At 69.3% G+C, this 24,698-nt stretch carries 30 protein-coding genes and 1 pseudogene; 14 read left to right on the top strand and 17 right to left on the bottom strand.

Annotated elements, in window-relative coordinates; all coding sequences use genetic code 11:
• Positions 1–2: 2 nt before the first annotated feature.
• From B0E54_RS04620 to B0E54_RS04605, 4 genes are all read right to left on the bottom strand, one after another.
• Positions 3–212 (bottom strand): hypothetical protein, encoded by a 210-nt coding sequence (locus B0E54_RS04620; RefSeq protein WP_234581989.1) that lies wholly within the window; start codon positions 210–212, stop codon positions 3–5.
• Positions 209–1,078, bottom strand: coding sequence for an FtsK/SpoIIIE domain-containing protein (locus B0E54_RS04615; RefSeq protein ID WP_234581988.1), 870 nt, complete (start codon positions 1,076–1,078; stop codon positions 209–211). Before B0E54_RS04615 ends, B0E54_RS04620 begins: the two co-directional genes overlap by 4 nt.
• An 86-nt stretch (positions 1,079–1,164) precedes the next feature.
• Positions 1,165–2,088, bottom strand: a complete 924-nt coding sequence (locus tag B0E54_RS04610) for a hypothetical protein (RefSeq protein WP_234581987.1) — start codon at positions 2,086–2,088, stop codon at positions 1,165–1,167.
• Between the two features lie 239 nt (positions 2,089–2,327).
• Positions 2,328–2,648, bottom strand: coding sequence for a hypothetical protein (locus B0E54_RS04605; protein ID WP_234581986.1), 321 nt, complete (start codon positions 2,646–2,648; stop codon positions 2,328–2,330).
• A 166-nt stretch (positions 2,649–2,814) separates the two neighbouring features.
• On the opposite strand from B0E54_RS04605, the gene B0E54_RS04600 reads away from it, so the two are divergent.
• The 3 genes from B0E54_RS04600 (at position 2,815) to B0E54_RS04590 (ending at position 5,026) form a co-directional block, all read left to right on the top strand.
• On the top strand, positions 2,815–3,732 hold the full coding sequence (locus tag B0E54_RS04600; protein ID WP_234581985.1) for a hypothetical protein: 918 nt from the start codon (positions 2,815–2,817) through the stop codon (positions 3,730–3,732).
• A gap of 62 nt (positions 3,733–3,794) precedes the next feature.
• Positions 3,795–4,208, top strand: coding sequence for a cupin domain-containing protein (locus tag B0E54_RS04595; protein WP_234581984.1), 414 nt, complete (start codon positions 3,795–3,797; stop codon positions 4,206–4,208).
• A 242-nt stretch (positions 4,209–4,450) separates the two neighbouring features.
• Positions 4,451–5,026, top strand: coding sequence for a hypothetical protein (locus B0E54_RS04590; protein ID WP_234581983.1), 576 nt, complete (start codon positions 4,451–4,453; stop codon positions 5,024–5,026).
• Positions 5,027–5,892: 866 nt separating this feature from the next.
• On the opposite strand, the gene B0E54_RS04585 is transcribed toward B0E54_RS04590, so the two are convergent.
• Entirely contained in the window at positions 5,893–6,066 is a 174-nt protein-coding gene (locus B0E54_RS04585; protein ID WP_234581982.1) for a hypothetical protein, read from the bottom strand.
• A gap of 365 nt (positions 6,067–6,431) precedes the next feature.
• Positions 6,432–6,788, bottom strand: coding sequence for a hypothetical protein (locus tag B0E54_RS04580; RefSeq protein WP_234581981.1), 357 nt, complete (start codon positions 6,786–6,788; stop codon positions 6,432–6,434).
• 66 nt (positions 6,789–6,854) lie between these two features.
• On the opposite strand from B0E54_RS04580, the gene B0E54_RS04575 reads away from it, so the two are divergent.
• Both B0E54_RS04575 and B0E54_RS04570 read left to right on the top strand, forming a co-directional pair.
• Positions 6,855–7,085 (top strand): hypothetical protein, encoded by a 231-nt coding sequence (locus B0E54_RS04575; RefSeq protein WP_234581980.1) that lies wholly within the window; start codon positions 6,855–6,857, stop codon positions 7,083–7,085.
• Between the two features lie 531 nt (positions 7,086–7,616).
• Positions 7,617–7,976 carry a hypothetical protein gene (locus tag B0E54_RS04570; RefSeq protein WP_234581979.1) on the top strand — a complete coding sequence of 120 codons (360 nt, stop codon included), beginning with the start codon at positions 7,617–7,619 and terminating at the stop codon, positions 7,974–7,976.
• 397 nt (positions 7,977–8,373) lie between these two features.
• Here the strand turns inward: B0E54_RS04570 and B0E54_RS04565 are convergent, their stop codons facing one another.
• Positions 8,374–8,991 carry a hypothetical protein gene (locus B0E54_RS04565; protein ID WP_234581978.1) on the bottom strand — a complete coding sequence of 206 codons (618 nt, stop codon included), beginning with the start codon at positions 8,989–8,991 and terminating at the stop codon, positions 8,374–8,376.
• 184 nt (positions 8,992–9,175) lie between these two features.
• Between B0E54_RS04565 and B0E54_RS04560 the strand changes: the two genes are divergently transcribed.
• A complete protein-coding gene (locus B0E54_RS04560) occupies positions 9,176–9,871 on the top strand; it encodes a VOC family protein (protein WP_234581977.1) in 696 nt (231 codons plus the stop codon).
• A 60-nt stretch (positions 9,872–9,931) separates the two neighbouring features.
• Here B0E54_RS04560 and B0E54_RS04555 read toward each other — a convergent pair whose 3' ends face one another.
• The 4 genes from B0E54_RS04555 to B0E54_RS04540 all read right to left on the bottom strand — a co-directional run bounded on the left by B0E54_RS04555 (position 9,932) and on the right by B0E54_RS04540 (position 12,297).
• On the bottom strand, positions 9,932–10,444 hold the full coding sequence (locus tag B0E54_RS04555) for an NUDIX domain-containing protein (RefSeq protein WP_234581976.1): 513 nt from the start codon (positions 10,442–10,444) through the stop codon (positions 9,932–9,934).
• Positions 10,445–10,532: 88 nt separating this feature from the next.
• Positions 10,533–10,886, bottom strand: coding sequence for a hypothetical protein (locus B0E54_RS04550; protein ID WP_234581975.1), 354 nt, complete (start codon positions 10,884–10,886; stop codon positions 10,533–10,535).
• 52 nt (positions 10,887–10,938) lie between these two features.
• Positions 10,939–11,598, bottom strand: coding sequence for an MSMEG_1061 family FMN-dependent PPOX-type flavoprotein (locus B0E54_RS04545; protein ID WP_234581974.1), 660 nt, complete (start codon positions 11,596–11,598; stop codon positions 10,939–10,941).
• A gap of 57 nt (positions 11,599–11,655) precedes the next feature.
• Positions 11,656–12,297 carry a VOC family protein gene (locus B0E54_RS04540; protein ID WP_234581973.1) on the bottom strand — a complete coding sequence of 214 codons (642 nt, stop codon included), beginning with the start codon at positions 12,295–12,297 and terminating at the stop codon, positions 11,656–11,658.
• Positions 12,298–12,380: 83 nt separating this feature from the next.
• Between B0E54_RS04540 and B0E54_RS04535 the strand changes: the two genes are divergently transcribed.
• Together B0E54_RS04535 and B0E54_RS04530 are read left to right on the top strand one after the other, a co-directional pair.
• The gene (locus B0E54_RS04535; protein ID WP_234581972.1) at positions 12,381–12,866 is read left to right on the top strand and encodes a hypothetical protein; all 486 of its coding nucleotides are present in this window, start codon (positions 12,381–12,383) and stop codon (positions 12,864–12,866) included.
• A 118-nt stretch (positions 12,867–12,984) separates the two neighbouring features.
• Complete coding sequence (locus tag B0E54_RS04530; protein ID WP_234581971.1) at positions 12,985–13,425, top strand: VOC family protein; 441 nt, start codon at positions 12,985–12,987, stop codon at positions 13,423–13,425.
• 10 nt (positions 13,426–13,435) lie between these two features.
• Here B0E54_RS04530 and B0E54_RS04525 read toward each other — a convergent pair whose 3' ends face one another.
• Positions 13,436–13,930, bottom strand: a complete 495-nt coding sequence (locus B0E54_RS04525) for a GNAT family N-acetyltransferase (protein WP_234581970.1) — start codon at positions 13,928–13,930, stop codon at positions 13,436–13,438.
• 87 nt (positions 13,931–14,017) lie between these two features.
• On the opposite strand from B0E54_RS04525, the gene B0E54_RS04520 reads away from it, so the two are divergent.
• Positions 14,018–14,446 carry a VOC family protein gene (locus tag B0E54_RS04520; protein WP_234581969.1) on the top strand — a complete coding sequence of 143 codons (429 nt, stop codon included), beginning with the start codon at positions 14,018–14,020 and terminating at the stop codon, positions 14,444–14,446.
• Positions 14,447–14,875: 429 nt separating this feature from the next.
• On the opposite strand, the pseudogene B0E54_RS04515 reads toward B0E54_RS04520, so the two are convergent.
• Positions 14,876–15,202, bottom strand: a pseudogene (locus tag B0E54_RS04515) (ADP-ribosylation/crystallin J1); the annotation flags it as partial.
• Positions 15,203–15,275: 73 nt separating this feature from the next.
• Entirely contained in the window at positions 15,276–15,962 is a 687-nt protein-coding gene (locus B0E54_RS04510; RefSeq protein ID WP_234581968.1) for a hypothetical protein, read from the bottom strand.
• 178 nt (positions 15,963–16,140) lie between these two features.
• Between B0E54_RS04510 and B0E54_RS04505 the strand changes: the two genes are divergently transcribed.
• Positions 16,141–16,725 (top strand): hypothetical protein, encoded by a 585-nt coding sequence (locus tag B0E54_RS04505; RefSeq protein WP_234581967.1) that lies wholly within the window; start codon positions 16,141–16,143, stop codon positions 16,723–16,725.
• A gap of 67 nt (positions 16,726–16,792) precedes the next feature.
• Here B0E54_RS04505 and B0E54_RS04500 read toward each other — a convergent pair whose 3' ends face one another.
• A complete protein-coding gene (locus tag B0E54_RS04500) occupies positions 16,793–20,041 on the bottom strand; it encodes a S8 family serine peptidase (RefSeq protein ID WP_234581966.1) in 3,249 nt (1,082 codons plus the stop codon).
• A 183-nt stretch (positions 20,042–20,224) separates the two neighbouring features.
• Here B0E54_RS04500 and B0E54_RS04495 point away from each other — a divergent pair, with 183 nt between their 5' ends.
• Entirely contained in the window at positions 20,225–20,725 is a 501-nt protein-coding gene (locus tag B0E54_RS04495) for an RNA polymerase sigma factor (RefSeq protein WP_234581965.1), read from the top strand.
• Complete coding sequence (locus B0E54_RS04490) at positions 20,718–21,443, top strand: hypothetical protein (RefSeq protein WP_234581964.1); 726 nt, start codon at positions 20,718–20,720, stop codon at positions 21,441–21,443. The genes B0E54_RS04495 and B0E54_RS04490 overlap by 8 nt, the downstream gene beginning before the upstream one ends.
• A 61-nt stretch (positions 21,444–21,504) precedes the next feature.
• On the opposite strand, the gene B0E54_RS04485 is transcribed toward B0E54_RS04490, so the two are convergent.
• The gene (locus B0E54_RS04485) at positions 21,505–22,224 is read right to left on the bottom strand and encodes an SDR family oxidoreductase (RefSeq protein ID WP_234581963.1); all 720 of its coding nucleotides are present in this window, start codon (positions 22,222–22,224) and stop codon (positions 21,505–21,507) included.
• A 143-nt stretch (positions 22,225–22,367) separates the two neighbouring features.
• Between B0E54_RS04485 and B0E54_RS04480 the strand changes: the two genes are divergently transcribed.
• Both B0E54_RS04480 and B0E54_RS04475 read left to right on the top strand, forming a co-directional pair.
• The gene (locus tag B0E54_RS04480) at positions 22,368–23,267 is read left to right on the top strand and encodes a LysR family transcriptional regulator (RefSeq protein WP_234581962.1); all 900 of its coding nucleotides are present in this window, start codon (positions 22,368–22,370) and stop codon (positions 23,265–23,267) included.
• A 13-nt stretch (positions 23,268–23,280) separates the two neighbouring features.
• The gene (locus B0E54_RS04475; RefSeq protein ID WP_234581961.1) at positions 23,281–23,730 is read left to right on the top strand and encodes a GNAT family N-acetyltransferase; all 450 of its coding nucleotides are present in this window, start codon (positions 23,281–23,283) and stop codon (positions 23,728–23,730) included.
• Here B0E54_RS04475 and B0E54_RS04470 read toward each other — a convergent pair.
• Positions 23,727–24,635: an NAD(P)-dependent oxidoreductase gene (locus tag B0E54_RS04470; protein WP_234581960.1), complete on the bottom strand. Its 909-nt coding sequence runs from the start codon at positions 24,633–24,635 to the stop codon at positions 23,727–23,729. The genes B0E54_RS04475 and B0E54_RS04470 overlap by 4 nt on opposite strands.
• Between the last annotated feature and the right edge of the window lie 63 nt (positions 24,636–24,698).

Raw genomic sequence — 24,698 nt, 5'->3', positions numbered from 1 at the left:
GATTAGTGAGTGCGTAGCCGCAGGTAGCGGCGGTGGCGGGTGTCGTCGCCGCCCATCGGGGTCGGCGGGGACAGGTAGACGAGTCGGCCGCTGGCCGAGGCGGCGCGAACCATCACCGCGATGTCCTCGGGACGCCCGACGATCCACAGTTCGGTGAACTGGGCGGCGCGCTGGTTGTTGGCCTTGGCGTAGGCGCGTTCGCGGGTGGTCATGCCACGGCCTCCCACCCGGAGGGGGAGCCGGCCGAGATGGCGAGTCCGCCGGGTCGGCGGATCCAGGCGGCGTAGTCCGCGATGCCCGCGATCTGGGCGTCGGAGAGGTAGGCGACTTTGATGCGGCGGGGTATGCCGCCTTCGGCGATGAGGTAGGCCGCGCCCTGGTTGCTGGGTGAGATGTCGGTAGCGGAGTAGCCCTGCTCGGCCCATCCGTGACCAAGGACGATGTTGGAGCTGTTCGGGGTGGTGCAGCGGAACGCGGCCCGGTAGCCGAACAGGTCCCGCAGCGACGTGGGGATGATGTCGAAGGACGGCCGTTGGGTGGCGGCGACGACGGGGATGCCGGCGGCGCGGCCCCGGGCGACCAGGTCACGCAGGAGCGCCACGAACTCTTCCTGTTCCTGCTTGCTGCCGACGGTGGCGGAGTAGAACGCGATCTCGTCGACCAGGACGGTGATGACCGACAGGTTGTCGGCGGCGGTGAGCTTGCGGCGCCCGTGCGCGCGGAGCCAGGCGTAGCGGTTGTTCATCACCTGCTGGAGCCGTCGCAGGACGGTCAGCGCGGCGGTGATGTCGGGGCCGATGAAGGCGTCGGCGCAGTCTTCCCATTGGCCGAGTTCGACGAGCTTGCCGTCGAGCAGCACGAGGCGGCTGTCGATGGCGAGGGCGGCGTGTGCGGCGATGCAGTTCAAGAGGCCGCTTTTGCCTCCGCCGGGTTCGCCTCCGGCGAGGAGGTTGCGGTAGGCGAGGGTGATGTAGACGGGCTGACCGAACTCGTCGATGCCGACGAAGATGGGGTCGAACATCGACAGGCCAGGCCCCACCGGAACCGCGCCAACGGCGGCGGGTGTCGTGGTGGTCATGGGTGCCCTCCTTGGGCGGTAGTGGGCGCGGGAAGCCACACGAACGAGCCGTAAGCGGCTCCCCGCGTCCAGGTGTTCGGGGTGGGTTAGATCCAGTCGGAGACGTCTTCGGCGTCGGTTGCCGAGGAAGCCGCGGGCTTGCTGCCGTTGGCGGTGGTGGCCGGCTTCTTGGGCTGGGCCGGCAGGGTGATGGTGGGTGCGTCGACGTCGGGCAGGTCCAGCGCCGTGGGGATGACCGGCGTGGGCCGGTCGGCGGTGGGGGTGTCCGGGTTGATGACGTCGACCAGCGGCGAGTTCACCTGGGCGGTGAGGACTTCGCGGCGTTTGATGTCGAACCGCAGGTAGGCGGCGTTACCGTCGGAGGCGCGTTCGACCAGGGCGGTTGAGGCGTGGCAGGTGACGGCGATCTTGTCGAGGCGGCCTTCCAGGTCGGCCATGGACAGGCCGGGGCGCAGGTAGACCCAGACCCGCTCACCGACCGGGGTGGGGCGTGCCCACAGGATCAGCGGCAGCGAACCGGACTGGTTGGCGATGATGAACTGCGCGAAGCACACGCGCAGCCGGTGCCTGACGATCAAGCACCAGGTCCAGGCGATGGCCTGCCGGCGGGCGGCGGGGATGGCGGCGGGGACGCCGACGACCAGGGCGACCACGGTAAGGGTCACCACGGTTGGGGTGTGGTTGGCGAGCTGGACCCAGAAGGTGAGCAGCAGGACCGAGAGCACGATCTCGGTGCTCCACCACCACAGCAGCCGGATCACCGGCCAGATCCGCACCAGCACCCAGGCGAGGCCGCCGGTCGGTACGCCGATGAGCGCGCCGACGAACACGGCGAGGATCGGGTGAATGGAGGAAGCGGCCACCACGGCCGACAGCAGGCCGACGATGACCGCCGTGAGGACGAACGCCAACCGGGCGTTACGGGCGGAGGAACGGTGGACCTTGGCCTCGATGACCGTCACCGTTGCGGTGTTCCGCCCGAAGGGGCGGCGGGGGCTAGACTTGGACACGACGAGTCCTCCCAATCGCGAGTTGGGTTGGATGAGTTGCTGGGCACGGGGTCGGCAGATGTAGGAGTCGGACCGACCCCGCGCCAGCTCTTGCGGGGATGCCACCACCGCTGGTGGTGACGGGCCGGGAATATAGGAGTCGGAACCACTCCCGGACCTGTGGATCTCAGATCAGCGGACCGTTAGGCCGCTTTCGTGCGTCAGACACCAGGGCTCACACAGCGCGGTGAGCGAGGGACCTACTTGGCCGCCGAGTTACCAGCCTTCGGCTTCAGCGTGATCGCACGGAACGCGACGCCGTTGCGCCCGTTGGTCGCCCACGGAATGGCCTCCAACTGCTCGACAGCGACGAGCTGTCCCACCGTCACGCTCGGCTTCTCACCCGCCGTGGTGATGGTGATGATCTCGCCGCCAGTCTCGTCGAGAACGAAGACCTGGGTCGACCACATGAGCCGGCCAGTGTTCTTCTCCGACCGCTGATTGCCGTTCTGGTCGTTCTTCGGCTCCGGGTCCTTCGTCACCTGGACCTGCTTGCTCTGGGTGTCCACGTACAACTTCACGAGATACCTCCGAGGGTCATGAGCGCGTCCCCTTTGGACGACTGCTCTCTTGCTGAAGTCAGCATCACTCGTGAGGGTGTTTCATCGGTACGGCATCGGTATCACATCTAAGACTTCTGATTCTCGTGCTGTCTCATCTCTGTCGCATCTGTGCTAACGTCCATGCATGAAGGTCACTGGGGCTGAGCCTGCGACGGGCGAGCAGACACGGTTAAAAGTGCTGATCCAGCAGCGGCACTGGCAGACCTACAGGACGTTCTGCCACGAGTACGACCGAGCGGCCGGCACGGTCGACCGGAGGCTAGTCGGGCGGTGGCCGAGCAGGGCCCAGCTACACCGCTGGCTGTCTGGCAGCGTGAAAAAAATGCCGTACCCGGATCACTGCCGGGTATTGGAGGCGATGTTCCCGGAGTGGTCGGCCGAGCAGCTTTTCGAGCCGTGGGGACCAGAGGTGAATGACTCCGCCGTTACGTCGAGCGCTGCGGAGACGGCGGCCGACGAGGGGTTGACGGCACAGGGACTGAGAATCCATCTAGACCTGACCGAGGAGGACAACCGATCTGTTGCACAGCGCATTAGAGCGGCACGCAGCATCTTCTTCGCAGCGCATACCGGCTACAACGCGATGGTCTCCCAGTACCAGTCAGCCGTACGTGATGCAGTCATTCAAGGGGCCACCCTCCGGGTTGTCGTCTCGGACCCCGAGGGACCGCTGATGAAGGAGCGTGAACTCACCCGGCGCCTTTGCCCAAGCATCCGACAGTCGGGCGAGATCGACGATGTCCTTTACGCCTGCGCCCGCCATCGATCACGAGCCGTGCAGCACCGGTTCGCGGCCGAGCAGGTGCAGGCCCGGACCTACCCCGGGCCGCCGAGCCTCAACATCCTGTTGGTCGACGGGTGGCTGCGCCTCATCCATTACCTGCCGCTGGTCGACGCGGCCGATTCGCCCGTCTACGAGTACGAGTTCGACCCGGACGAGCCGACACCCCTGATCCGCAAGTACCTCGCAGCAGTTGAGCAACTGTGGGCAGGCTCCGATGACGTGGACCTGGACCACTTGGCCAAGGAGCTAACAGCCTGACTCGACCGACCGTGGGGCTCTCTTGACGGGGTGACCGAGGGTCGACCGCCTACCATCAGGGCGTGGACAAGGTGCAGCTACGGCGGCTTCCAGTGACGACGCCACCGATCCCCGCTGGAGGCGGACGAATCCAGTCCCCGGCCGGAGAGCTGGCCCAGGTGGTCAACGGTGACAGCTACCAGTTCCTCGCCTACCTGGAGTTCCAGCCAGACGCCACGAAGCCTCGCGGCAACCACTACCACGCCCACAAGACAGAGACGCTGTATCTGATCAGCGGACGAGTCCGGGCGGTGTACCACGACCTGGACTCTGGTGAGCGAGCGACGATGACGCTTGAGCCGGGGGACCTGGTGACGGTGCAGCCGAGGTGTGCGCACGTCTACTACGCGTTGGAGCATTCACAGGCCGTGGAACTGGCCAACCGGCCGTACGACCCAGCCGACACGCACCCGTATGAGATGGCGGAGACGATCTAGCGGCCGGCTGCCGTCGATGTCGAGTCTCAGGACGTACGTGACACATCGGTCTCAGGACCTGAGTGACACATCCGGCTAGATGATCTGCGCTCGGGATCGGCCGGCGGTCGTGGGGCCGGTAAGGTTCGCGGCGGGCTGCCGCACACGGACCAGGTTCGGATCGGGTGGAGTGCACGAGCTCATGGGCGGGCTGGGTCTGGACGCCGGGGCAAGAGTCCTTTTCGCCGAGGGATAATGAGCAGGTGTCACGCCAGCCGCAGGCAGCAACGCCGCCAGCCGCATCAGAGTTCCGCGAACAAGCCGTAGCTTGTCTTCAGGCCGGTGACTGGCGCGGCGCCCACAGCTGGGCGAAGGGCTGGGTCGGATCCGGAGGAGGCAGCCACATCGAGCCTTGGCTCATCTACGTCGCCTCCGCCCTCCTCAGCGGTAAGGCCCGGGATGCTGTCCATGCCATCGATCTGGCCATCGGCCTCTGGCTCCCTGGCAAGCACGACCGAGCGGCGCTGCTGTGGCTGCGCGGTTGCGTCGTTCATCGACGGCTCAACGATCCGCGGACCGCATTGCTGGACCTGCTGCCAGCTGAGCCAGCGCTGCCGCCTTGGTTGACGGACCAGCGAGAAGCTGAGATCGCCGCATGCGAGGAGGCTGCACAGCACAGCCGGAAGCGGGTCCCCTCGGTGAAGCCGGCGTGGAGCTATTCGGGTCGACCGGAGAGTCTTCGACTTCCGCAGCAAGCGGACGAGCCGAGATCTGATGGCGAGGCACCCGACGCTCAACTCGTCAAGGTCCTGGTCGACCTCGGGCTGCCCGTGGCGTAGCCACTTAGCAGGCTGGCAGCTGTGCGTCCGACTCTCCTACCGATGTCCCATTGCTCATGAGACGGATGATCGAGCTGGGTAATCATCTGACTCCGCCGTGCGGCAGTTGTGCCGCTTCCTGACGCGCTAACGCCTAACCGAGAGCGGCTCGTGTGCGTCAGCACTGACCGGAGTGTCACGTAGGTCCTGATACCGACGTGTCACGCAGGTCCCCAGACCGGGCAGCCGGCTGCCGTCGATATGGTTCAAAGTTTCTGTACGTCTTCAAGGCGGCCCGAGACGGGCCGCACGCGCCGCCGCCTGGGCGCGCGTCCGTCGCTCCGCTGGCGCTCCGACTCCGGCCACGCAGAACGCCCGGCGGCTGGCGCGGAGAGCGGGAAGCCCGGGGGCCGCCGCTGACGGTGGTGCCGAGGGTGGTTGATGTTGGTGGGCCGGCAGCCGGCCGGGCACCGCGCCCGATCGGCGCGGCGCAGGGAAGGGCACGCCGGTCCGCGCGGCGGTCGCGGCGGCGAGCTGGTCGCGGTTACCGCGCCTCCGGCGGGGGCGCAACGACTCCGAGATGGTCGGGGGTTCGTCGGCGCGTCGCGGTCCGTGGGTGGTTGCACAGGGCCATCCCGCCAGCCGACGACCCGGGCGAGCCGAGCAGACCACCAACCGGCCCGCCAGCGTCCGAACGTGCGTCAAGGCCGTCTTGACGTGGCGGACCGGTCGGCGGACCGCTCCCCAGGAGGGCGGGTCGGCGGCAGACGGGATGGCGTAACCTCATCCGTGTTATTGTGTTGTCTTAGTAGTGGTTACATCTATCAAGTTCAGACAGCAGTCGGGGAGCCCGCAGGTTCACGAACTCCCCGACCACAGGTGGATCGCTAGTTCTTGTCACCGCCGGCAAAGCTGACGACAAGTACCAGCACGAGCAGGACGAGTTCAGAAAGATTGAACTCGTCCTTGCCGGTCGCCTCCTTAAAGTTGGCGACCACCTCGCAGACCAGGGCCAGGACCACAAGGGAGCCCGACCGCTGGTCTTCCTCAGGCGCGATCATGAAAACCTCCTTCCGTGGGGTTGTGCGCTAGGGTCCTCCCCTAGCCCCCAACCGTCCGGAAGGTCAGCCGCAGATTGCGCCGTCGCCCATAGTAACCGACTCGCCACTGACCCCACAAAATGGACCTCGCAGCGCTGACCGCCGGTGCGGAGCTGTTGAGTGGCTATCTGGGTGACGACGACGGCGAGCGACTGTGGACGGCCGTGGACGCCTGTGGACGCTGGGAGGAGCTAACCGGGTGTGCAACCTCAGCTCGACGGCCGTTGATCGTTCCTTCGGGACGAAGGGTCAAGCTCCGCCGGTGAGACGGTCGACGCAGCTTGACATCCATAGGAGCATCGGGATGACGCTGGGCGGAGCCAAGATCACGAGCCCCACTCCTTCTCCATTGCTTTGCGGGCCGCCTGTATCATTACCTCACCGCGATTCGCGACCTCCCTCTGCATTATTCCTCGAAAAATCTCCTGCGCGTAAACGTTCTGCCAAATTTGAGGTTTATCGGTCTGCTGCTCGGATGGCCGGGACAGTAATTGCTTAATTTCCTCGTCTGTTCTGACGGCGCAGTGGAGGAACTTATCCGCAAGGTGGGCCAGGGATTTCAAAGGCTCCTTAAGCGTCGTAACTGTAGCGGCGACCTGGTGGAGGGCTTCCTTGGCTGCCGGCACCTTGGCCGCCTGCATGTGTCCCTTGGTTAGCAATGCGCCCGCATAGGGGTCATTCATTGCCGGAATTTCAAACGCCTTCCCTAGGTCGTGTAGTGCGCTCGCCGCCAGCTGATAGTCGGCCTGATGTCTCTCCCGCCGAGCGCGCCGAAGTTCTCGCTGCTCCTCATCGGCCCTGCGCTGTGCTTCATCGGCTCGCCGCTGATCCTCGGCACGCCTCTGCGCATCTTCGTCCCTGCGCTTTTGCTGCTCGCGTTCTGCTTTTTCTTGTGCATCGCGTCGCTCCTGCGCTTCCTGCTCTATCATAGCGACGCGTCGGTTCTCGGCATTGTCTCGCTCAATATCTCGCCTCTGTAGCCGATATATCAGGAATGCAAGCAGAGCAGTGGCAAGGAATGAAGCAAGGCCGATTGCTGCACCGAGCCAGTCCCCCGGGGTGATCTGGGGACCGGTGCTAGCTGGGGAAGGAGGGGGAGCCATGAGGGCGAGAAGCATTAGGCCATGATGTCTCCTGCGCCGATGCTCCGACACCCCGACAACGGCGGCCTCCTGTCGGGAAGGCGTCAGCGGCGATGCTGACATGAAGGTCGGGGCGCACAGGGGGCACAAGACACTGTCAAACGTCGTCAATCAGCCACCAACGATGGCAGCCCGAGACGCCCTGTGAGCAGGTGTCGCCGGCTGTTCACGTTGGTGGCGGGACAGCGGCTCCATGTTCCGCTTCAACTCCCCGAGTTCGTGCCGTGGTCGGGCCGTCTGGACCGTGGTCTGGCCTGTCAGCTCACCAGTACTGACCTTCAATCAGGGGAAGCGCTCGACAGAGTCATGTCGATACACTCCGTCCTCATGTGGAGACGCGTGGTGACTGGACTTGCCGCAGCTGCCCTCATGACGGCTCTCGTCGGATGTTCGACGATTGGCGACATAGTGGACAGCGGGGACAGCTTCGAAGACCGGGCTGAGGCGATTGACGCCGTGTACGAGCAAGGCAAGACCAGCCGGAAGTCGATGGAGAAGACTGGGACCGTCGTTGACGAGGCGTCCTGTGACAGCTCATGGGTCACCAGCGGGGCCAAGGACGCTGAGAACGACATGAACAAACCCAGCAACAACCGCGCCAATGACGTTGACTTCCAGGAGCGACGACGCCTGTCGTTCATCAACGGCTGCATGGACCGGCCAAACAGCCTGCCCCCGGTCAACGCGCCGAGCTTGCAGCCCACGACGAGTGGAAGCGCAAGCCCGTGAGCAGCTTTGGTAGCGCCCGCGTAGCCAGCGGGTGACCATTGGCCTGAGCGAAAGCGCTTGATGGTTCGGAGGCTCGCGACAGCAACGGGACATGACGGGGGCAGCCGTACCTGATCGTTGACGTACGGCTGTCCCAGGTGACGGATGCACCCGGACGCTCAGAGACAGAGCATTCAGAACTTACAAGCGAGGGATCCGGACCTCGCCGCTAGGGCAGTCGAGGACCAAGATCATGCCGTTTCTAGGCCGTCAGAGGGAAACCCGCAGTGCCCAACGCTGACTATCAATGCCAGGCGTCACAGCAGCTCAGGAGTCTAGTCGTCCGCTTTGATCGACTACGCCCCCGTCGTTCGTCAATACAACGCCAAGTGACGGCCGCAGCCTCGCTGACCTGCAATTACGGTCGTCCTCTGTGGCTCGACGGGGCCGTTGTAGACCCACCTGTCGAGCGCGGTGGCACGGAACCAGCGACGGCCCCTTCCGTTACTCCCGTCTCGGCCGCGTATCCGGGAGATTCGACCGCCGGTCCAAGCCAACCCCTGACGGTGGCTGCCACCGCGGCACGTGGCGGTTTGATCGGGACCATATGGCGGCCTTTCGACCAGACCAGCAGCATTCCTTCAGTGGTGCTGATCCTCGTCGTGACCATGGTGATCCGTCGGCCCTTCTGATCCCAGGTGTGCCACAACGCCCACCCCTGCGGCCGTGCCTCAACGCCGAGTCGCTCGCAGATGTCGATGTACTCCTGCTCGCTCAGGACGGTCGTGGGACGAACCAGGAGTGCTCCGGCCAGACCGACCAGCGGGGCGTCCGGATCGACGCAGCCGTCATCCTCGAAGTGGTAGTGCCGCAGCTGGCGTCCCAGCGCGTTGACGGCACGCTGGAGAGGCGTCGCATCGTCAGGATCGGGATCAAAGCTCAGCCAGCCCTCGTCCAGCGCCCGATCGACGACGTCATTGGCAAGGAGCTCTATCTCGCGGAGGTACTCCGCGTCAGTGGGGTCGATATCCGGCACCAGTTCACCCTGCCAGGCGCGCTCACGGTCGTCCTCCCCATTACGTGCCACGCACGTCTGTTCTGGTGGCGCGCAGCGACCGCCACCCGTGGCGTTCCCGCAACGCTGGCCGTTCTTCTTCCTGGCGCCGCACTTGCCAGCGGTGCGGAACTCCCCCTCCAGGCGCGCATGTGAGGATGCCTACATGGAACGGGCACTGGGGCGGCGGGCGGCCTCGGACGCGGTAGGCGACCAGGGGTGGCGGTATTTGCTGGGCGCGTTGCGCACCTCGGTTCCCGTCGGTTCATTGGTCCAGGCAACCGAGGTGGTGGCTCGCGCGGTGGCGGCGTGCGGTAGCGACGCCGATCGGCACCTACGCGCTGACATCCGGCCGGACCGGGTGGTCCTGACTCTGCAGTCGTTGGATCAGGCGGCGCTTACCGCTTGCGATGTCGACCTCGCGCATCGGCTTTCCGCCGCGATGCGGATCGTCGGGCTCCGGACGGAACCTGAGATTGGTACGGGAGCGCCGCGGTCGGTCCAGCTGGTGGAGATCGCTATCGACGCGCTCGACATCGCGGCGGTCCGGCCGTTCTGGAAGGCCGTGCTGGGCTACACGGATGAGGCGGGAGCCGACGGTCCGACGGATCCGATCGTCGACCCGGTCGGGCAGGGTCCGGCGATCTGGTTTCAGCACATGGATCAGCCACGCCCGGACCGGAATCGCATCCACTTGGACGTCTGTGTCCCGCACGACGAGGCGCCACGGCGGATCGAAGCCGCGCTGGCCGCCGGCGGTCGACTGGTATCCGCGTCCCATGCCCCCGCATTCTGGGTTCTCGCCGATATCGAGGGTAACGAGGCGTGTGTGACGACCTGGCAGGGCCGGGACGACTCATAGACCGGGCTGACGCGTACGCCTCGAAAGCCGTCGGGGACAGCTACGGCGGCGCCGGAAACCCTAGGCCTGCCGCGTTTCTGACGAACCCGTCCCAGCGCAGGCACGACAGGCGGACCTTGTTCCTCGGTCGTCCTGGTCGCCGTCGGTGACATCCGACTGCCTGCGGTCGCACTCGAACTCAGGCAAAGCATGGACCATTGCCGCCAGGACGCCATGCGCGAGCGGAAGGCCGGCCAGCTCGCTGATCGCGAACCACGCCATGTCGTCGTGCTCCTCGGGTGCGCGGTTGGTCGGAGTGCCGGCCCAGTCCCCGATGTGCCAGACGCCCGCGTGAAGGGCGTCCGCACCAGTGCCGTCATGCACGACGCCCACCCGTGCGGCGGACTCCGTCACGATGTGCACACCGAGTTCCTCGTGCATCTCGCGCGCGAGGGCCTGTAGTTCCGACTCACCCGCTTCGACCAGCCCGCCGGGCAGGTCCCAGACGTCGGGGTAGGCCCGTTTGGTAGGCCTGCGGTGTACGAGCAGGACCGAGCCGTTTTCAACGAGTGCGCCCGTGACGACGACATGCATGGCGGGAGTAGAGCACAGGGATGGGACAAACTCGCCAGAGCCAAAGGGGATGGAGCGTGCCACCGGCTCGGTGGTGATGCTGCCCGCGTTAGTGTTCCTCGATCATCGGCTCAGCCCAGGCCGCGTGACCGAACTCCCAGGTCCAGGTGATGCCGTCGGAGTCGCCCGTGGTCAGGTTGACGGCGGCGGCGATCAGATGTCGCCCTGCCGGCACGATGGCGACTCGCTGCCGGACTCGCTTCGCGTGGCGGACCCGGTACTTCAGGCCCTCGATGTCGACGACTCCGCACCCGTCGCCTGGCTGGTCGACGGCGGTCGACTCCACCGTGACGGGCCAGCCTTCCTTCTGGGCCTTGTAGAGCCAGACCTCGAAGGCGCGTTGCTTGCCGTCGTTCTCTGAGACCCGGGCGATGATCCCGATCGGGTCCGTCCGGTTGTCCATCGTTGTCCTCTTGCCGTGGGCGGGGAATGCACGGTAACGGTCGGACGGCTTGTCACTCGTACCGGTACTTCAGCGCGTCCGCCTCGGCCTGCTCGATGTCGGCGATCGTCAGCTCCGGCATCCGTAGCTGGGCCAGCGTCACCTCGGCCGAGGTCGGCTGCGCGTCCGCTGGCAGCCACCGGTCGGGCTCCCAGACGTCGGTGCGCAGGAGCGACTTGGGGCAGTGCGGGTAGACCTCGTCGATTCCCACCACCAGCGCACTGGCCGGCGGCTTGCCCACGGCGGTCAGCTGTGACAGCAGGTCGGGGCGAGTGGAGACGCAGGCCCGGCCGTTGACCCGAAGCGTCGTGGTGCGCCCCGGGATGATGAACAGCAGTCCGGCCCGTCCGGTGGCGATGACGTTCTGCAGAGTGTCCAGGCGCTTGTTGCCGGTCGCGTCCGGTATCGCCAGCGTCCGTGCGTCCAGGACGGCCACGAACCCGGCGGGGCCGCCGCGCGGGGAGACGTCGCAGTTGCCCTCGGTGTCCACGCTCGCGACCAGGACCAGCGATGCGCAGCCGATCAACGCTCGGGTCTGCGCGGTGAGTTCGGTCATCTGTTTCCGTACGGCAGCCTCGCTGGGTAGGGCGTAGGCCTGGCGCAGCGTCTGCTGGTCGGGCACGGCGTCGAGGCGGAGCGAGTCGAAGGCGGTGGCGGCAGGGGCTGGCGTCATGCCCCGACCCTATGGGGAACCCAAAAGCGGGTGGGGCCCGTGCCTTCGGGCCGCAGCTCAGGGCGTTGTGCGGTCGCGGCCGACCCAGGTGGCGACGCACACCTCGTTGCCCTCCGCGTCGGCCAGAATCCACCACATCGGCGCGTGCGCGTCGGAGACCAGGTGGCCGCCGGCGGCCAGGGCGGCGGCGATGCGCGCCTCGGCCTGGTCGTGCGGAACAGCGATGTCGAGATGCATGCGGTTGCGCTGCGGGCGGGGCTCGTCCATCTGCTGTAGGCCGAAGCCGGGGCCGCGGCGCGACGGGTCGTAGAGGTAGTCGTCGCCGATCTGGGAGTAGCCGAGCACCGCACGCCAGAACGGCAGCACGTCGGCGCCGACGAGCGCGTCGAGGGTGAGGTTGATGACCTGCACGGCGGTCGGATCGGCGGACAGGCCCCGCTCCCTGGCGGCGGCCGAGATCCGCCGGGCCAGCCCGGCATCGCGCCGGGACAGGGACACGGTGACGCCGGCGCCGCGTACGTCGATGGTCAGAATCTTCTGCTCGGCCTCGTCGGTGAGCCGGCCGATCTCCTCGACGAGAGCGATGCTCCCGGTCAACGAGCCGGTGGGGAAGTGGGCCGAAACCAGGTGGTACAGGGAGCGCCAGTCCTGCACACCCTCGGCCGCGTGGAACTCGCTGGCCGTGATCTGCCGCGTCATGGCAGCGAACGTAACATCGGACGCCCGCAACCGGAGTCCGGTCGCCTGGCGGCGATCATCGATGGGACTCGTAGGATCTGCTGATGATCGAACCTGACCCGGTCACCCGGTCGTCGCTGCGCCGTGTCTCGCCGATAGTGGCGCCGATGTCGGTGGCGACACGTCCTGAGCGGACCTGGTCCGACGAGCAGTGGAAGCGGATCGCGCTCGGTTACCAGGCTCGCGACATGGACGAGAAGTGGAACGTGTTCGTCGAGGACGAGGTCGCGTTCCTGCACCGCAGCTGGACCGGTAATGGAATCTACGAAGCGTCCTTCTCGCCCGTGCCCGGCGGGGGCTGGCGCATCTCCGCGCTGGTGGTGGAGTCCGATCCGTCGCGTTACCGCCGCCGCTCGGATCAGTACGACCGCGTGATGGTGGAGCTGGTGCTCAGCGGGATCGTGCTCGGTGAACCTGCCGTCGACCTACGCGCCGAGCTGGTGGCGCTGACCACTCAGGAGTCGGGACGCGCCGACCTGCCCGCGGGGGTCGTCGAACACAGCGCGCTCGGGCTGAGATCACCTCGGTAGGTCGATCCGGGGATGCGACCTGCCAGCCAGGCCGCCATTGCGTGTCGAGAACGCCCTGGCGGCTTCGTCTCAGGGGAGGATGCGACCACGGCGGCGCACCAGAGCGAGGAGATTCAGCATGGCGATCCAGCGGATGGACAACGTCCTCATTGTTGTCAACGACCTTGACGCTGTCATTGCGTTCTTCGTCGAACTCGGCATGGAGTTGGAGGGCAGGGGGCCGGTCGAGGGGCGGTGGGTGGAGCGTGTGATCGGCATCGACGACGTCCGGCAGGAGGTGGCGATGCTGCGGACCCCGGACGGTCACGGCAAGGTCGAGCTGGCGATGTTCCACACGCCGAAGGCGATCAGCCAGGCACCGGAGAACGCGCCCGCGAACACGCTGGGGATTCGCCGGATCATGTTCGCCGTCGACGACATCGAGGACGTCATCGCCCGGCTGCGCGCCCACGGGGCCGAACTCGTCGGCGACGTCGAGCGGTACGAGGACATCTTCCTGCTCTGTTACCTGCGTGGCCCGGAGGGCATCATCGTCGGGCTGGCCGAACACCTCGACTGAGCCGCGAGAGTCAGGTTCCGACCTCGGCGACCATGGTGTCCGCGTTCTCGAACGACTCGACCGTGCGGAACCCTTCGGACGCGTAGAGACGGACGGCCGCGTTCGCCCGCTCCACGCTCAGCGGCACGGTACGGATGCCGCGGTCCCGGGCGGCGTCCAGGACGGCGCGCAGCAGCGCCCGGCCGACACCCCGCCCTCGCCAGGCTCGGAGCACTCCGATGGTCAGCTCCGGCACGTCGTCAGCGACGTACCCGTAGCCGGGATCTTCGGCGCTCAGGTGGCGGAACCAGGCGGCGCCGAGCGGCCGGTCAGCGGGGTCGACCGCGACCACGCCGACGTCGGTGGGCTGCATCCACCCCGTGACGTAGTGGGCCAGCGCGGGATCGGCCAGGATCCGCTCGCGCGGCCAGTCGCGCTCGGGTAGCCAGTTGACGGCCTCGACGAGCATGTCCACCAGGAAGTCGGCGTCGGCCGGGGTGGCCGCGCGGATGTCGAAGTCGGTCACCGCGCAAGCCTCGCACAGGCGATCGTGCGGCTCCCGGATGCGGGTGTCGCACGGCGCCAGCAGAATGGGCGCCGGAGGTGATCGAGGATGGTCGACCAGGAGAGCGTGCCGAAGCTGCACCAGGTGGTGCTCGACTGCACCGACGCCAGGTCGCTGGCGGAGTTCTACCGGCAGTTCCTGGGTCTGGTCTACCGGCCCGGCGACGAGCCGCCAGGGCCGGGGCAGGATGATCCGCGCGGACGCGAGTGGCTGGTGCTCAGGACTCCCGAGGGCGCTCCCCAGATGGCGTTTCAGCAGGTGGATCACCTGCCCGAGACGACGTGGCCGGACAACAAGGTCCCCCAGCAACTGCACCTGGACCTGACCGTGGGATCCGTCGAGGAGCTGCTCGTCCAGCACGAACGCGTCCTGCGCCTCGGCGGTCGCCTGCGGTACGACCGCATCGACGACCCCGACGAGCCACTGCGGGTGTACGCCGACCTGGCCGGCCACCCCTTCTGTGTGTTCGTCGGCTGAGGACGCGGTCCGACTCCGCCGCTACCCGGCGAAGGTGAATTCGAAGGTGCCCGCCTCGACGCGACTGACGAACTCGCTCACGTCGTCGGCCTGCCGGATGGCGCTGTCCCAGCCACCGCTCGTGAGGTCCACCAGCAGCACCGGCATGGTCTCGCTTCGCAGGTCGAGCACGAGCTGTTCCCGGGCGCCGTCACCGCCGATGATCGCGATACCCGGGTGGGTGTCGTCGCCGGACACGTCCCCCAGCTCGATCGTCTGGCGGGGCGTGTTGAGCCAGACGTAGGCGCCGGTGGTCATCCAGCCTCGTCGTAACCACGACCCACCCTGCAGATAGCTGCGCCAGGCGGCGGGCAGAGCACGACCCAGCGCCACCTCGGCGTCGGTGAACTCCTGGTCGTCCACCGGGCCGCGGTAGTCGGCCTCCTCGACGATCGCGCCGACGATGTGGTCGTTGAAGGCGTCAAGCTCCTCGGCGGGGATCCAGTACTCCAGGACGTCCCGGCCGCCGACCTGGTGGACGTCGTAACGGTCCAGGTACGACCGCTGGACGTCGAACCGGGTCACGTATCCGACGCCCCCGGCGGGAACGTTCCACTCCCGCGCGATTTTCGTGGCGTACCAGCGGTTGAGCACCGGGTAGAAGATCGGCTGGTCGGGAAGACGTGGTGGCCAGGCACGCCACCCGGACGCCGCCACGAGGTCGAGTTCGGCCTGTCCGGTGGGCTGCCACAGGGTGATCGTCTCGGGAGTGTCGATGGTCTGCTCCTGGGCGTGATCGTGCGGGTGGCCGTCGGTCGGGCTTGTCCGTAGGTCGCGTCTGGTGCCCCGGTCAGGCCGGCGGGCTGCTGCGGCGTTGCCGCGCCTCGATGTCCCGCTGCACCTCCGGGTCCCAGAGGGCGGCGTTCCAGTCCTCGGGCTGCGGCTCAGGGGACAGCGGCATCCCGGTGGTCGACACGCCTCGTTGCTGCGGCAGGTGGCCGCGCTCGCCCGCGCCCTGCGGGCCGTCGGGACGGACGGCGGCAGGTGGGGCCGCCGGTTCGGCGAGCAGTCGTTCCACCCGGCGGTGCAGGATCCACGCGCCGACGATGACGAGGAGCGCGGCCAGCGCCCGGACGAGATGGAACGCCACAGGCGTCTTCATCGGCAGCAGGTACGACAGGAAGAGCAGGAGGGACCCCCCGGCGACAGCCCAGTTGCGGACGGCGGCGAGCGTGCCCCCGTGGGCTTCGACGGCGCTCTTCGTGCGGTTCGACCAGGCGAGGAAGGCGAAGAAGAGCGCCAGCGGCACGACGATCGAGAGCGCGGTGAGGGCACCCGCGCCGGGCGACTTGATCACGTCGGCGTCGATCGCGGCCCGGAGCAGCGAGAGCGCGGCGAACGCCCCGGCGAGCGTGACCAGCGTCCACAGGGTTGCCCGCCAGCCCGCGGGCGGCCGGGCCACGGGGTCGGGGCCGCCGACGCAGCTGTGTCCCTGCCCGGGATGATCGAGCGCTTGTCCGCACCGCGCACAGTTCATGCCTGGTCGTTCCCCCGTGATCATGGTGTCGAAGCCGGGTCACGCTAGCAGCAAACGCGTGGCGGAGCCGGCCGGCGTCGGGAGGCGGGAGCGTGCCGCTGAGAGCGAACATTCGCCACGCCGGAGCGTGCGGTCCCTACGATGTCCGAAGAGGTGGCCGCTGTGAACGGGGATGACCATGCCGGAACCGCGCGCTTTCTGGCTCGACGAGAACTTCGACCGGGAGCACGGCGTCGACGGTCGCGGCCGTTACGAGGCCGAGGTGCTGAGGCGGATCGACGAGTTCGCTCCCAGCTGGGACGACATCGCGCCGGTGAGTTTCGCGGCGACCGCGTGGCGGATCGCGGGTGAGCTGGAGCCGGGTTACGTCCGCTGGCACCGGCGGATCCTGTCGGCGTCCTGCACGCGCAGCCCGTGGGACGGGGGCATGGTGTGCGCGGTGACGGTGATCTCCCGCTGGCCGGCGGAGCTGACCTGGACGAAACAGTGGCAGCGCGACCGGGGTTGGCAGGACTGGCCGCAGCTGTTCGGCCAGTACACGACCCCGTCGGAGCAGGACGTGACGCGCAACCCGCACCTGCGCGCGCTGCTCCAGGTCGAGGCGCCGGTCCCGCTCGGTGATCTGCCGCCGGCGCCCGCCGGGCCGCAGGATCAGGTGGCGGCCGCGGCGCGCAGGGCGGTAACGGTGCTGGCCCGGGAGCTCAACGAGCTTCTGGCCCCGATGATCGGCCAGCTCGACGCGGGGGTGCCGGCCGACTCCTGAAGGCCGCGGGCCGCCCACAGCCGGCGGGGGAGTCCGGGGCGACGGCGGTCATCCCGGACTCCACCGGTCACGCGGTGCGGTAGGCCCGCAGCACCGTCTGCGTCACCGTGTTGCCGGCGGTGTCCGTCGCCGTCACGCGCAGCGCGACGAAACCGGGCCGACGGGGGTGGGTGACGAGGGCGACGCCGTGCCGCACCGGCAGCGCGACCCACGTTGCGCCGTCGTCGAAGGACGCGGCGACGCCGAGCGTCCGGTTGGCCGCTGCCGACGAGCCGGCCTGCCGGTCCAGGCTGACAGCGACGGGCATGACCCGCCCCGCGCGGGCGGTGTTGATGTCGTCGAGCTTCGGCGTCGGGCGGGCCGTGGTCAGCGGCAGCCGCTGCGGCGCCGAGGTGTGCGCGGAGGTGAACGTCCAGGCCACCGTGACCGACGTCGACAGCGTGTCCGGGGCGCCGCGCCGGGCGGTCGCCTCCAGCCGGTAGTCGGCCTTGCCGGCGGGCACCGTGAACTCCGCCCACGGACTGTCCGACGTGCCGATCCGGGTGCCGTTGCGGAACAGCCGCACCTCGACCGGCAGGTCGTCGCGGCTGGCGGGGCGGCCGGTCGCGTCACCGAACAGGGGCAGCGACGCGATCGAGATGGTGTCGCCGTCGCGTCCCGCGTACCCCAGGGGGCTCAGGGTCGGCGCCTGGGTCACCGACGGGCCGAACGGTGCCGCGTTCCAGGTCTGGGTGTACGTCCGTCCCGGTTGGAGGGACGACTCCTGCATGGTGGAGTTGTCGCCCTCGACGAACGTGGAGGTCCAGGTGAGGCCGCCGTCGGTGTTGTAGTACTCCGTGCCGTGAAAGGGCAGGTCGATGGGCGTGTGCGACCCGATCGGGCCGGATCCACCGGCCGCCGCCGCGCGGTGGAAGCGGACCGCCGTCGCCGTTGTCGACTGGCGGCGATAGGTCACGTCGACGGTGGCGAGGTTCTTCGGCGTCAGCTTCGTCGACAGGCCGGTGAACATGTCGCCCTGGCGGACGTAGGCGAGGTCGTACGTGTAGGGGCTGTTGCGGAAGGTCCCGTCCCGACCGGGGCGGCCGAGCCCGACGCCGAGCGTCGCGGCGAACTCGGGGGCGGCGACGGCGGGTCCGATCCGGCCGAAGAACACGTCCGCGAATGACACCCCGCTGAGCTGGACGCCCGGGTAGCGCAAGCCGTCGTCCCAGTTCGCGCTCACGTTGATCGCGGTGGGCGCGGCGTCGCGTTGCGGCACGGTCAGTGCGACGGGCTTGGCGGTACGGGCGTCGACGGCCTCGGTCACCGGGCCGTGGACGTCCAGGACCGGCTGGACGAGCAGCGTCGAGGCGCTTCCCTCGTGGATGGTGCTGTAGAGCGCGTAGCGGCCGACGGGCAGCCGCAGCGTGCCGCCGCCCGGCTCGGCGGTGAGGGTGCTGAACTCGCCGGTGGTGAGGTTCGCCGCGACTGTCGTGTACTCGGTGGCCGGTTTCCCGTCCCGACCCGTGTGGGGGAGCGCGACGTCGTAACTCTCGATCTCGCGGTTGAGGGCGAACGGCGTGCGTACCCGCAGGTCGCCGGCGCCGGTGGCGACCACCGCGCCCTGGTAGACGCCGTCGGCGGCGTCGACCCGGGTGTCCACGGTGATCGTGGCCTCGGCCCGTCCGCCGGCCGGCACCACGAGCGTGGTCGGGCTGACGCTGAGCATGCCGGCCGGCGCGGGGGCGACGGTCAGCGACAGGGTGACCGGCGCGGCGCCGGTGTTGCGGTAGCCGACGACCCGGGTGACGGGGGTGTCGTCGGCGTGTGGCCAGCGCTGGACGGGAAAGTCGATGGCGGCCACGTCGGCGGCGACCGGCTGGGCGACCGCGCGGGCGATGTCGACCCGGCCGGCGCCCTGCTCGTAGAGGGTGTCCGCGCCGGTCGGTTTGGCCGAGTCCATCAGCGCGGCCTTGAGCTGCGGGCCGGTCCAGTCCGGGTGCTGGCCGGCGAGGATCGCGGCGCTGCCCGCCACGTGCGGGGTGGCCATCGACGTGCCCGACATGGTGGCGTAGTCGCCGCCGGGGGCCGCCGCGACGATGTCGACGCCCGGCGCGCTGATCTCGGGCTTGATGTGATTGTCGCCGACGCGCGGGCCCCGGCTGGAGAAGTACGCCCGCTGGTCGTCGGCGTCGACGGCCGCCACGGCGAGCGCGTCGTCGGCGGACGCCGGCGAGGACACGGACTTCGGCTTGCCCTCGTTGCCGGCGGCGACCACGAACAGCGTGCCGTACTGGCGGCTGAGGTCCTGCACCGCCGTCTCCAGGGGGTCGAGGCCGGGCGTGTCGTCGCCGCCCACGCTCAGGTTGACCACCCTGGTCTGCGGGGCGAGCCACTGCATGCCGGTGATGATGTCCGAGTCCTGGCACTCGGTGGTGGCGCAGACCTTGCCGACGAGCAGCTTCGCGCCCGGCGCGACGCCCCGGTACCGGCCACCGGACGCGGCGCCGCTGCCCACGATCGTCGACGCCACGTGGGTGCCGTGACCGACGGCGTCGGCGGGGTCGCCGCCGCCGGTGAAGTCCCGGACCTCGGTGAGGTGCCCGGCGAAGTCGGGGTGGGTGGCGTCGATGCCGGTGTCCAGCACGCCGACGGTGACGCCGGTGCCGTCGAAGCCGGCCTGCCAGGCCGCCGGGGCGCCGATCTGCGGCACGCTGCGGTCCAGCGTCACCCGCCGCTTGCCGTCGAGCCAAATGGCGCTGACCCCGTCGGTGAGCGTGCGCGCCATCGACGTGCCCCGGGTGAGCGACGACCACAGCGTCACCCGGTCGTCGCGGCCCGCCCGCACCGCGAGGGCGTGGGCGGCGGGCAGGTCGGCCCGCACACGCCCGTCGCCGCCGACGGTAGCGGTCCGCGCCCCCGCGGCGCTCTTTCCGGGGTACGCCACCAGCAGCGGCAACTCGGCCGCCCGGTCGTCGTAGCCGAACTCGGCGAGCGTGGTGAGGTCGAACAGCCGCCGGTCGAGCCGCCCGTCGCGCAGGAGCGGCATGGCGTCCACCGGGATGACGAACTGGTGGCCACCCTCGCGGCTGCTCACGAACCGCATCGCGGCCCGTCCCGTTCCCCGCTCGATCGCCGGGCGGCCGGCCGCGTCGACGGACACCCGGTCGCCGGTGATCAACGTGAAGGTGCCGGGCGTGCCGGGCCTGCTGGGCGTGCCGGAGACGGTGGCCGCCGGCCGCACCTGCGCGCTCGCCGGGTTGGCCGTCAGGCCCGCCGCGACCAGTGCTGTCGCGAGCACCCCGGCCGTCAGGGCGCGTCGTTGACGTCGTCGCACATCGTCCTCTCCGCCACGGGCGTCTCCCGGGACGGCACGATGACGCCTGGACCCGCCCGCCGGTTGATCTTCGCGGGTGTGACCGTGGTCACAAACCGACCCCGCCGAGGGGCGGCCGGATCGACGCGGCGAGTTCCATGCGCGGTGACCAGGGGGACAAGGCTTCGGAGGGGCGCAGGTCGGATGCGTGATGCTGAGGAGTTCGATGCCCTCTACGCCGCCTGCGCCGGGCGGATCGTGGGTCACGTCTACGCGCTGACCGGCAACCGCAGCGAGGCCGAGGACGCCGTCGCGGAGGCGTTCATGCGGGCCTGGCAGCGCTGGCACACCGTCCGGGAGGCGGACAGCCCGGAGGCGTGGGTCCGCGCGGTGGCCTCCCGGGCGGCGGTGAGCAGCTGGCGTAAGACGTTCAACCGGATCCGTGCCCACCACCGGGCCGCCGTCGAGGTGAGCGTGCCCGGCCTCAGCGAGGACCACGTGGCGCTGATCCAGGCGTTGCAACGGCTCAGCGCCAACGAGCGCCGCGCCGTCGTGCTGCACCACCTGAACGACCTCAGTGTCGCCGAGGTGGCAGCCGAGATGCGGGCGCCCGTCGGGACCGTCAAGACGTACCTCGCCCGTGGTCGCCGCGCGATGGCCGGGTTGCTGACCGAGGCGAACCAGGAGGGAACCTCCCATGGCTGATCCGCACGACGACCTGCGGGCGATAGTCGACGAGGTCCGACGCGTCACCACCCTGCCCCCGGCGTCGACGCTGCGGGGGCGCAGCGACCGGCGGCGGCGTCGCGCGGCCGTCACCGGCGTGGGGCTGGCCGTGCTGGTCGCGACCGTCGGCACCACAGTGCTGCGGGTACGCGCCGACGTCACGACGCCGACCGGTGGCCCGGCGGGCGTGGTGTCGCCCCCCACCCCGAGCGAGACCACCCCGGCCGAGACCACCCCGAGCCAGACCGCACCGGCGGGACCGCAGGACATCCTCGCCGGTCGCCGACAGGTCCGGATCGTGGTTCCCGGCCTCGGCGGGGCGGCGCTGGCGACCGACCCGGACGGCGACCGCGTACGGGCCACCGCCGGGGCGGGCGTCGACGACCGGGCGCTGTGGGTCCTGCGTCCGGCGGGAAAGGCGTTCCGGATCGAGGCGGCCACCCCGGCCGGAGCCGGCCAGGTCTGCATGACCGTCGTGCACGACGCCGCGCCGGGCAGCGTCCGTGCCCGCGCCTGTGACCCGGACGCGGCGACGCAGCTCTTCATCATCGACCGGGTCGCCGACGGCAGCTACTCGATCCTTCAGGGCAGGCGCTACGTGCAGGTCGTCGACGGCACGAACGCCCTCGTCCCCGACCTGCCGGAGGCCCTGACCACCACCTACGAGTTCGACGACCGGGGCCCGTCGGGCTCCTGACCGGCGACGGTCCGGCACTGTGGTGCGGGGCCGCTCCACTGTCGACTCTGCGGGGTCGGGCTCAGGAGACCAGGGTGCCGCCGTCGATGGTCACCACCGTGCCGGTGCTGTAGGTCGCCCGCAGCAGATAGACGAACGTCTCGGCAACCTCCTCCGGCTCGCCCACCCGACCCAGCGGAAGTGACTCGCCGAGCTGGGCGTACATCTGCTCTCGGGTCTCCTCCGTCAGGGAGTCCCACAGTGGCGAGCGGATCACGCCGGCCGAGACGGCGTTGACCCGGATCGGGGCGAGTTCGACGGCGAGCGCGCGGACCAGGGCGTCGATCGCCCCGGTGATGCTGGACGGGACCGTCCAGCCGGCACTCGGCCGATGGTTGGCGGTGCCGGTGGTGAGGGTGATCGACCCACCGGGCCGCAGGTGCGGCAGCGCCGCGTTGACAGCGGACAGGGCGCCGAAGTACCGCAGGTCGAAGGCGGCACGAGCGGCGGCGAGGTCGAGGGCGTCGACGGACATCAGCGCGAGTGGCTCGCCGGCGGTGTAGACGAGGTGGTCGAACGGGCCGATGTCCTGGAACAGTCGGGCCACGTCGGCGGGGTCGGTCAGGTCGGCCACGTACCCCTGGGCGCCGGTCGGCAGGGTCGCCAGGGCGCGGTCCACGCTGCTCTGGTTGCGGGAGGCGACCACGACCTGGGCGCCCTCGCTGGCGGCCCGGACGGCGGTGGAGAGCCCGATTCCCGATGTTCCGCCGAGTACGACGACGCGCTTGTCGCTGAGGTTCATGATCGTGTCCTTTCGGATCTGTGGTGGGGACGGTTCCCACCATGCGCCGACTCCGTCGCCCACGTCCAAGACCTCTTTCACCTGCTGTGATGCCCGGAGGGTATCGTCGGACAGGTCGCATGCGGGGGCGGACGGGGGAACGGATGGATGTCGATCTGCGCAAGCTCCGCTACTTCGTGGCGGTCGCCGAGGAGCTGCACTTCGGGCGGGCCGCGGCGCGGCTGCACATCGCCCAGCCGGTCCTGTCGCGCCAGATCCGGGCGTTCGAGCAGGAACTTCGCGCCGAGCTGTTCGTCCGGGACCGCCGCTCCACCGTACTGACCGAGGCCGGTCGTCAACTGTTGACCGACGCCCGTCCGCTGCTCGCCTCGGCCGAGGCACTGCACCGACGGGTGCAACGGGCCGCGCACGGCAGGTCGACGTTCACCATCGCGTTCATGCCCGGCATCATCGTCACCGCCGAGGCTCGCGCGATCGCCGAGCGGCACCCCGACCTGTCCGTCGATGTGGTGCGCACCTCCCCGCGCGATCAGGCCGACGTGGTACGCGAGGGACGCGCCGACGTCAGCTACGTACGCCTTCCGGTCGACAAGCGCGGCCTGAGCCTGCGCCCCCTGTTCAGCGAACCGCGGGTCGTGGTCCTGCCTCGCGAGCACCGTCTGGCCGGCAAGGAGTCGGTCGACCTCGCCGAGCTGGTCGAGGAACGGCTTCTCCAGGACCCGGACGTGGTGCCCGAGTGGCGGGACCTGCCGAACCGTCCGAGCGACAGCGATCCCCGCCCCCGGCCCGTGCTGTCCTCCGTCGAGGAGAAGCTGGAACACGTCGCCGCGGCCGCGGGAATGGTGATCCTGCCGCTGTCGATCGCGACGTTCTACACCCGACCGGACGTCGCCCACGTGGCCGTCGACGACCTCGGGCCCAACCAGGTGTGCCTGGCCTGGGCCGAGGACAATCGATCACCGCTGGTGCGGGAGTTCGTCGACCTCGCCGCGCGGCAGGCGCAGGCGGCCGGCCGCGGGTCCGCGGGCAAGGGTGGCTGGTGACTACGCTCGGGGCATGTTCCGTGCGGCCCGGCCCGATGACTTCGCGCAGATCATCCGCCTCTACCGGCAGCTGAACCCGGACGATCCGGTGGTGGACGACGGATCCGACGAGGCGGCCTTTGCGCAGATCGTGGGCTCACCGGGGCTGCACCTGTTCGTCCTGGAACGGGACGGGGTCGTCGTCGCCACGACGTACCTCAACGTGATCCCCAACATCAGCCGGTCGGCGTCGCCCTACGCCGTCATCGAGAACGTCGTCGTCGAGGAGTCCCGGCGCGGCACCGGTCTGGGCCGGCAGATCATGGCCGGCACGCTCCAGGCGGCGTGGGACGCCGGCTGTTACAAGGCGATGCTGATGACGGGCTCGCGCGACCCGTCGACGCACGCCTTCTACCGCGCCTGCGGGTTCTCGGCGGACGTCAAGACCGCGTACCTCGCCCGTCCGCCCCGATCCACGAGCTAGGCGGGGAAGGTCTCGCGCAGCGCGGCGTCCAGCGACCGGCCGGTCGTCGGCTCGACGAACAGTTCGGCGAGCAGCAGGTCCGCGAGGTAGGTGGGGTTGATGCCCGACTCCTTGCCGCCGAGGCCCTGCATCGCGCCGCCGAGTCGCAGGGCGACAGTCGCCGCGCCGGCCGGCAGTCGGGCGACCCGGCGGCGTCGGCCCACCGACTCCGCGATGCGCCCGATCATGTCGTGCCAGGTGAGGTTCTCGTCGGCGACCGGGATGTCCGCGCCGCTTGCCTGCTCCAGAGCGTCCGCAGTGACCTCGGCGACGCTGCGCGCCGAGGCTGCGGCGCTCCCGCCGGTCGGGGCGACCAGAGGGGTACGCGACCGTGCCCACCGGTCCAGCGGCCCGGCCCAGTTCGGCAGCCGGTCGCCGGAACGACCGAAGACGAACGGCAGTTCGAGGACGGCGACCGGCAGGTCCGGGCCGGCCGCCGCGCGTCCCTCCCGGGCCTGCTCGACCCGGCACCTGATGTACGTGTGCCGCTCGGCGAGCCGCCACTGTGGATTCCGCCGGTCGAAGTAGGTGTAGTAGGAGCCCATTACGGCGCCGCGGGTGAGGCCCTCGGCGCGGGCGGCGGTGAACAGGCGCACCACCGGATCGACGTTGTCGCTGCGGAACTGCGGATAGATCGGCTTGGGCAGCGGTCGCTGCTCGTCGGTGCGGGTGGCGTACACGACACCGTCGTGACCGGCGAGCACCGGCCGCAGCTCCTCGATCGAGGCGGACCCGACATCGAGCAGGTGGTCGACGCCCGGCTGGGCGGTCCGCGCCACCGAGGTGGTGGTGTGGCCGCGCTCGCGCAGCACGTCCACGATCTGCGCGCCGATCAGGCCACTGCCACCCACCACGAGGATTCGCACGCTGCATCGTCCACTCTGGAACGGGGTGCTTGTCAAGCCACGGTGCGAGCCGACCCACGCCGG

Source organism: Micromonospora sp. MH99 (assembly GCF_021442385.1).
Lineage (GTDB): Bacteria > Actinomycetota > Actinomycetes > Mycobacteriales > Micromonosporaceae > Micromonospora.
This window is presented reverse-complemented; position numbering and strand designations above follow the sequence as displayed.

Bases quoted from the DNA above. Each gene is read 5' to 3' on its own strand.
- B0E54_RS04545 (WP_234581974.1), bottom strand. From the start codon at position 11,598: ATGACGCCAGCCCCTGCCGCCACCGCCTTCGACTCGCTCCGCCTCGAC.
- B0E54_RS04560 (WP_234581977.1), top strand. From the start codon at position 9,176: ATGGAACGGGCACTGGGGCGGCGGGCGGCCTCGGACGCGGTAGGCGAC.
- B0E54_RS04540 (WP_234581973.1), bottom strand. From the start codon at position 12,297: ATGACGCGGCAGATCACGGCCAGCGAGTTCCACGCGGCCGAGGGTGTG.
- B0E54_RS04535 (WP_234581972.1), top strand. From the start codon at position 12,381: ATGATCGAACCTGACCCGGTCACCCGGTCGTCGCTGCGCCGTGTCTCG.
- B0E54_RS04490 (WP_234581964.1), top strand. From the start codon at position 20,718: ATGGCTGATCCGCACGACGACCTGCGGGCGATAGTCGACGAGGTCCGA.
- B0E54_RS04530 (WP_234581971.1), top strand. From the start codon at position 12,985: ATGGCGATCCAGCGGATGGACAACGTCCTCATTGTTGTCAACGACCTT.
- B0E54_RS04495 (WP_234581965.1), top strand. From the start codon at position 20,225: ATGCGTGATGCTGAGGAGTTCGATGCCCTCTACGCCGCCTGCGCCGGG.
- B0E54_RS04580 (WP_234581981.1), bottom strand. From the start codon at position 6,788: ATGAATGACCCCTATGCGGGCGCATTGCTAACCAAGGGACACATGCAG.
- B0E54_RS04485 (WP_234581963.1), bottom strand. From the start codon at position 22,224: ATGAACCTCAGCGACAAGCGCGTCGTCGTACTCGGCGGAACATCGGGA.
- B0E54_RS04520 (WP_234581969.1), top strand. From the start codon at position 14,018: ATGGTCGACCAGGAGAGCGTGCCGAAGCTGCACCAGGTGGTGCTCGAC.
- B0E54_RS04585 (WP_234581982.1), bottom strand. From the start codon at position 6,066: ATGATCGCGCCTGAGGAAGACCAGCGGTCGGGCTCCCTTGTGGTCCTG.
- B0E54_RS04575 (WP_234581980.1), top strand. From the start codon at position 6,855: ATGTCTCTCCCGCCGAGCGCGCCGAAGTTCTCGCTGCTCCTCATCGGC.
- B0E54_RS04550 (WP_234581975.1), bottom strand. From the start codon at position 10,886: ATGGACAACCGGACGGACCCGATCGGGATCATCGCCCGGGTCTCAGAG.
- B0E54_RS04615 (WP_234581988.1), bottom strand. From the start codon at position 1,078: ATGACCACCACGACACCCGCCGCCGTTGGCGCGGTTCCGGTGGGGCCT.
- B0E54_RS04505 (WP_234581967.1), top strand. From the start codon at position 16,141: ATGCCGGAACCGCGCGCTTTCTGGCTCGACGAGAACTTCGACCGGGAG.
- B0E54_RS04620 (WP_234581989.1), bottom strand. From the start codon at position 212: ATGACCACCCGCGAACGCGCCTACGCCAAGGCCAACAACCAGCGCGCC.
- B0E54_RS04510 (WP_234581968.1), bottom strand. From the start codon at position 15,962: ATGAACTGTGCGCGGTGCGGACAAGCGCTCGATCATCCCGGGCAGGGA.
- B0E54_RS04570 (WP_234581979.1), top strand. From the start codon at position 7,617: ATGACGGCTCTCGTCGGATGTTCGACGATTGGCGACATAGTGGACAGC.
- B0E54_RS04480 (WP_234581962.1), top strand. From the start codon at position 22,368: ATGGATGTCGATCTGCGCAAGCTCCGCTACTTCGTGGCGGTCGCCGAG.
- B0E54_RS04555 (WP_234581976.1), bottom strand. From the start codon at position 10,444: ATGCATGTCGTCGTCACGGGCGCACTCGTTGAAAACGGCTCGGTCCTG.
- B0E54_RS04600 (WP_234581985.1), top strand. From the start codon at position 2,815: ATGAAGGTCACTGGGGCTGAGCCTGCGACGGGCGAGCAGACACGGTTA.
- B0E54_RS04475 (WP_234581961.1), top strand. From the start codon at position 23,281: ATGTTCCGTGCGGCCCGGCCCGATGACTTCGCGCAGATCATCCGCCTC.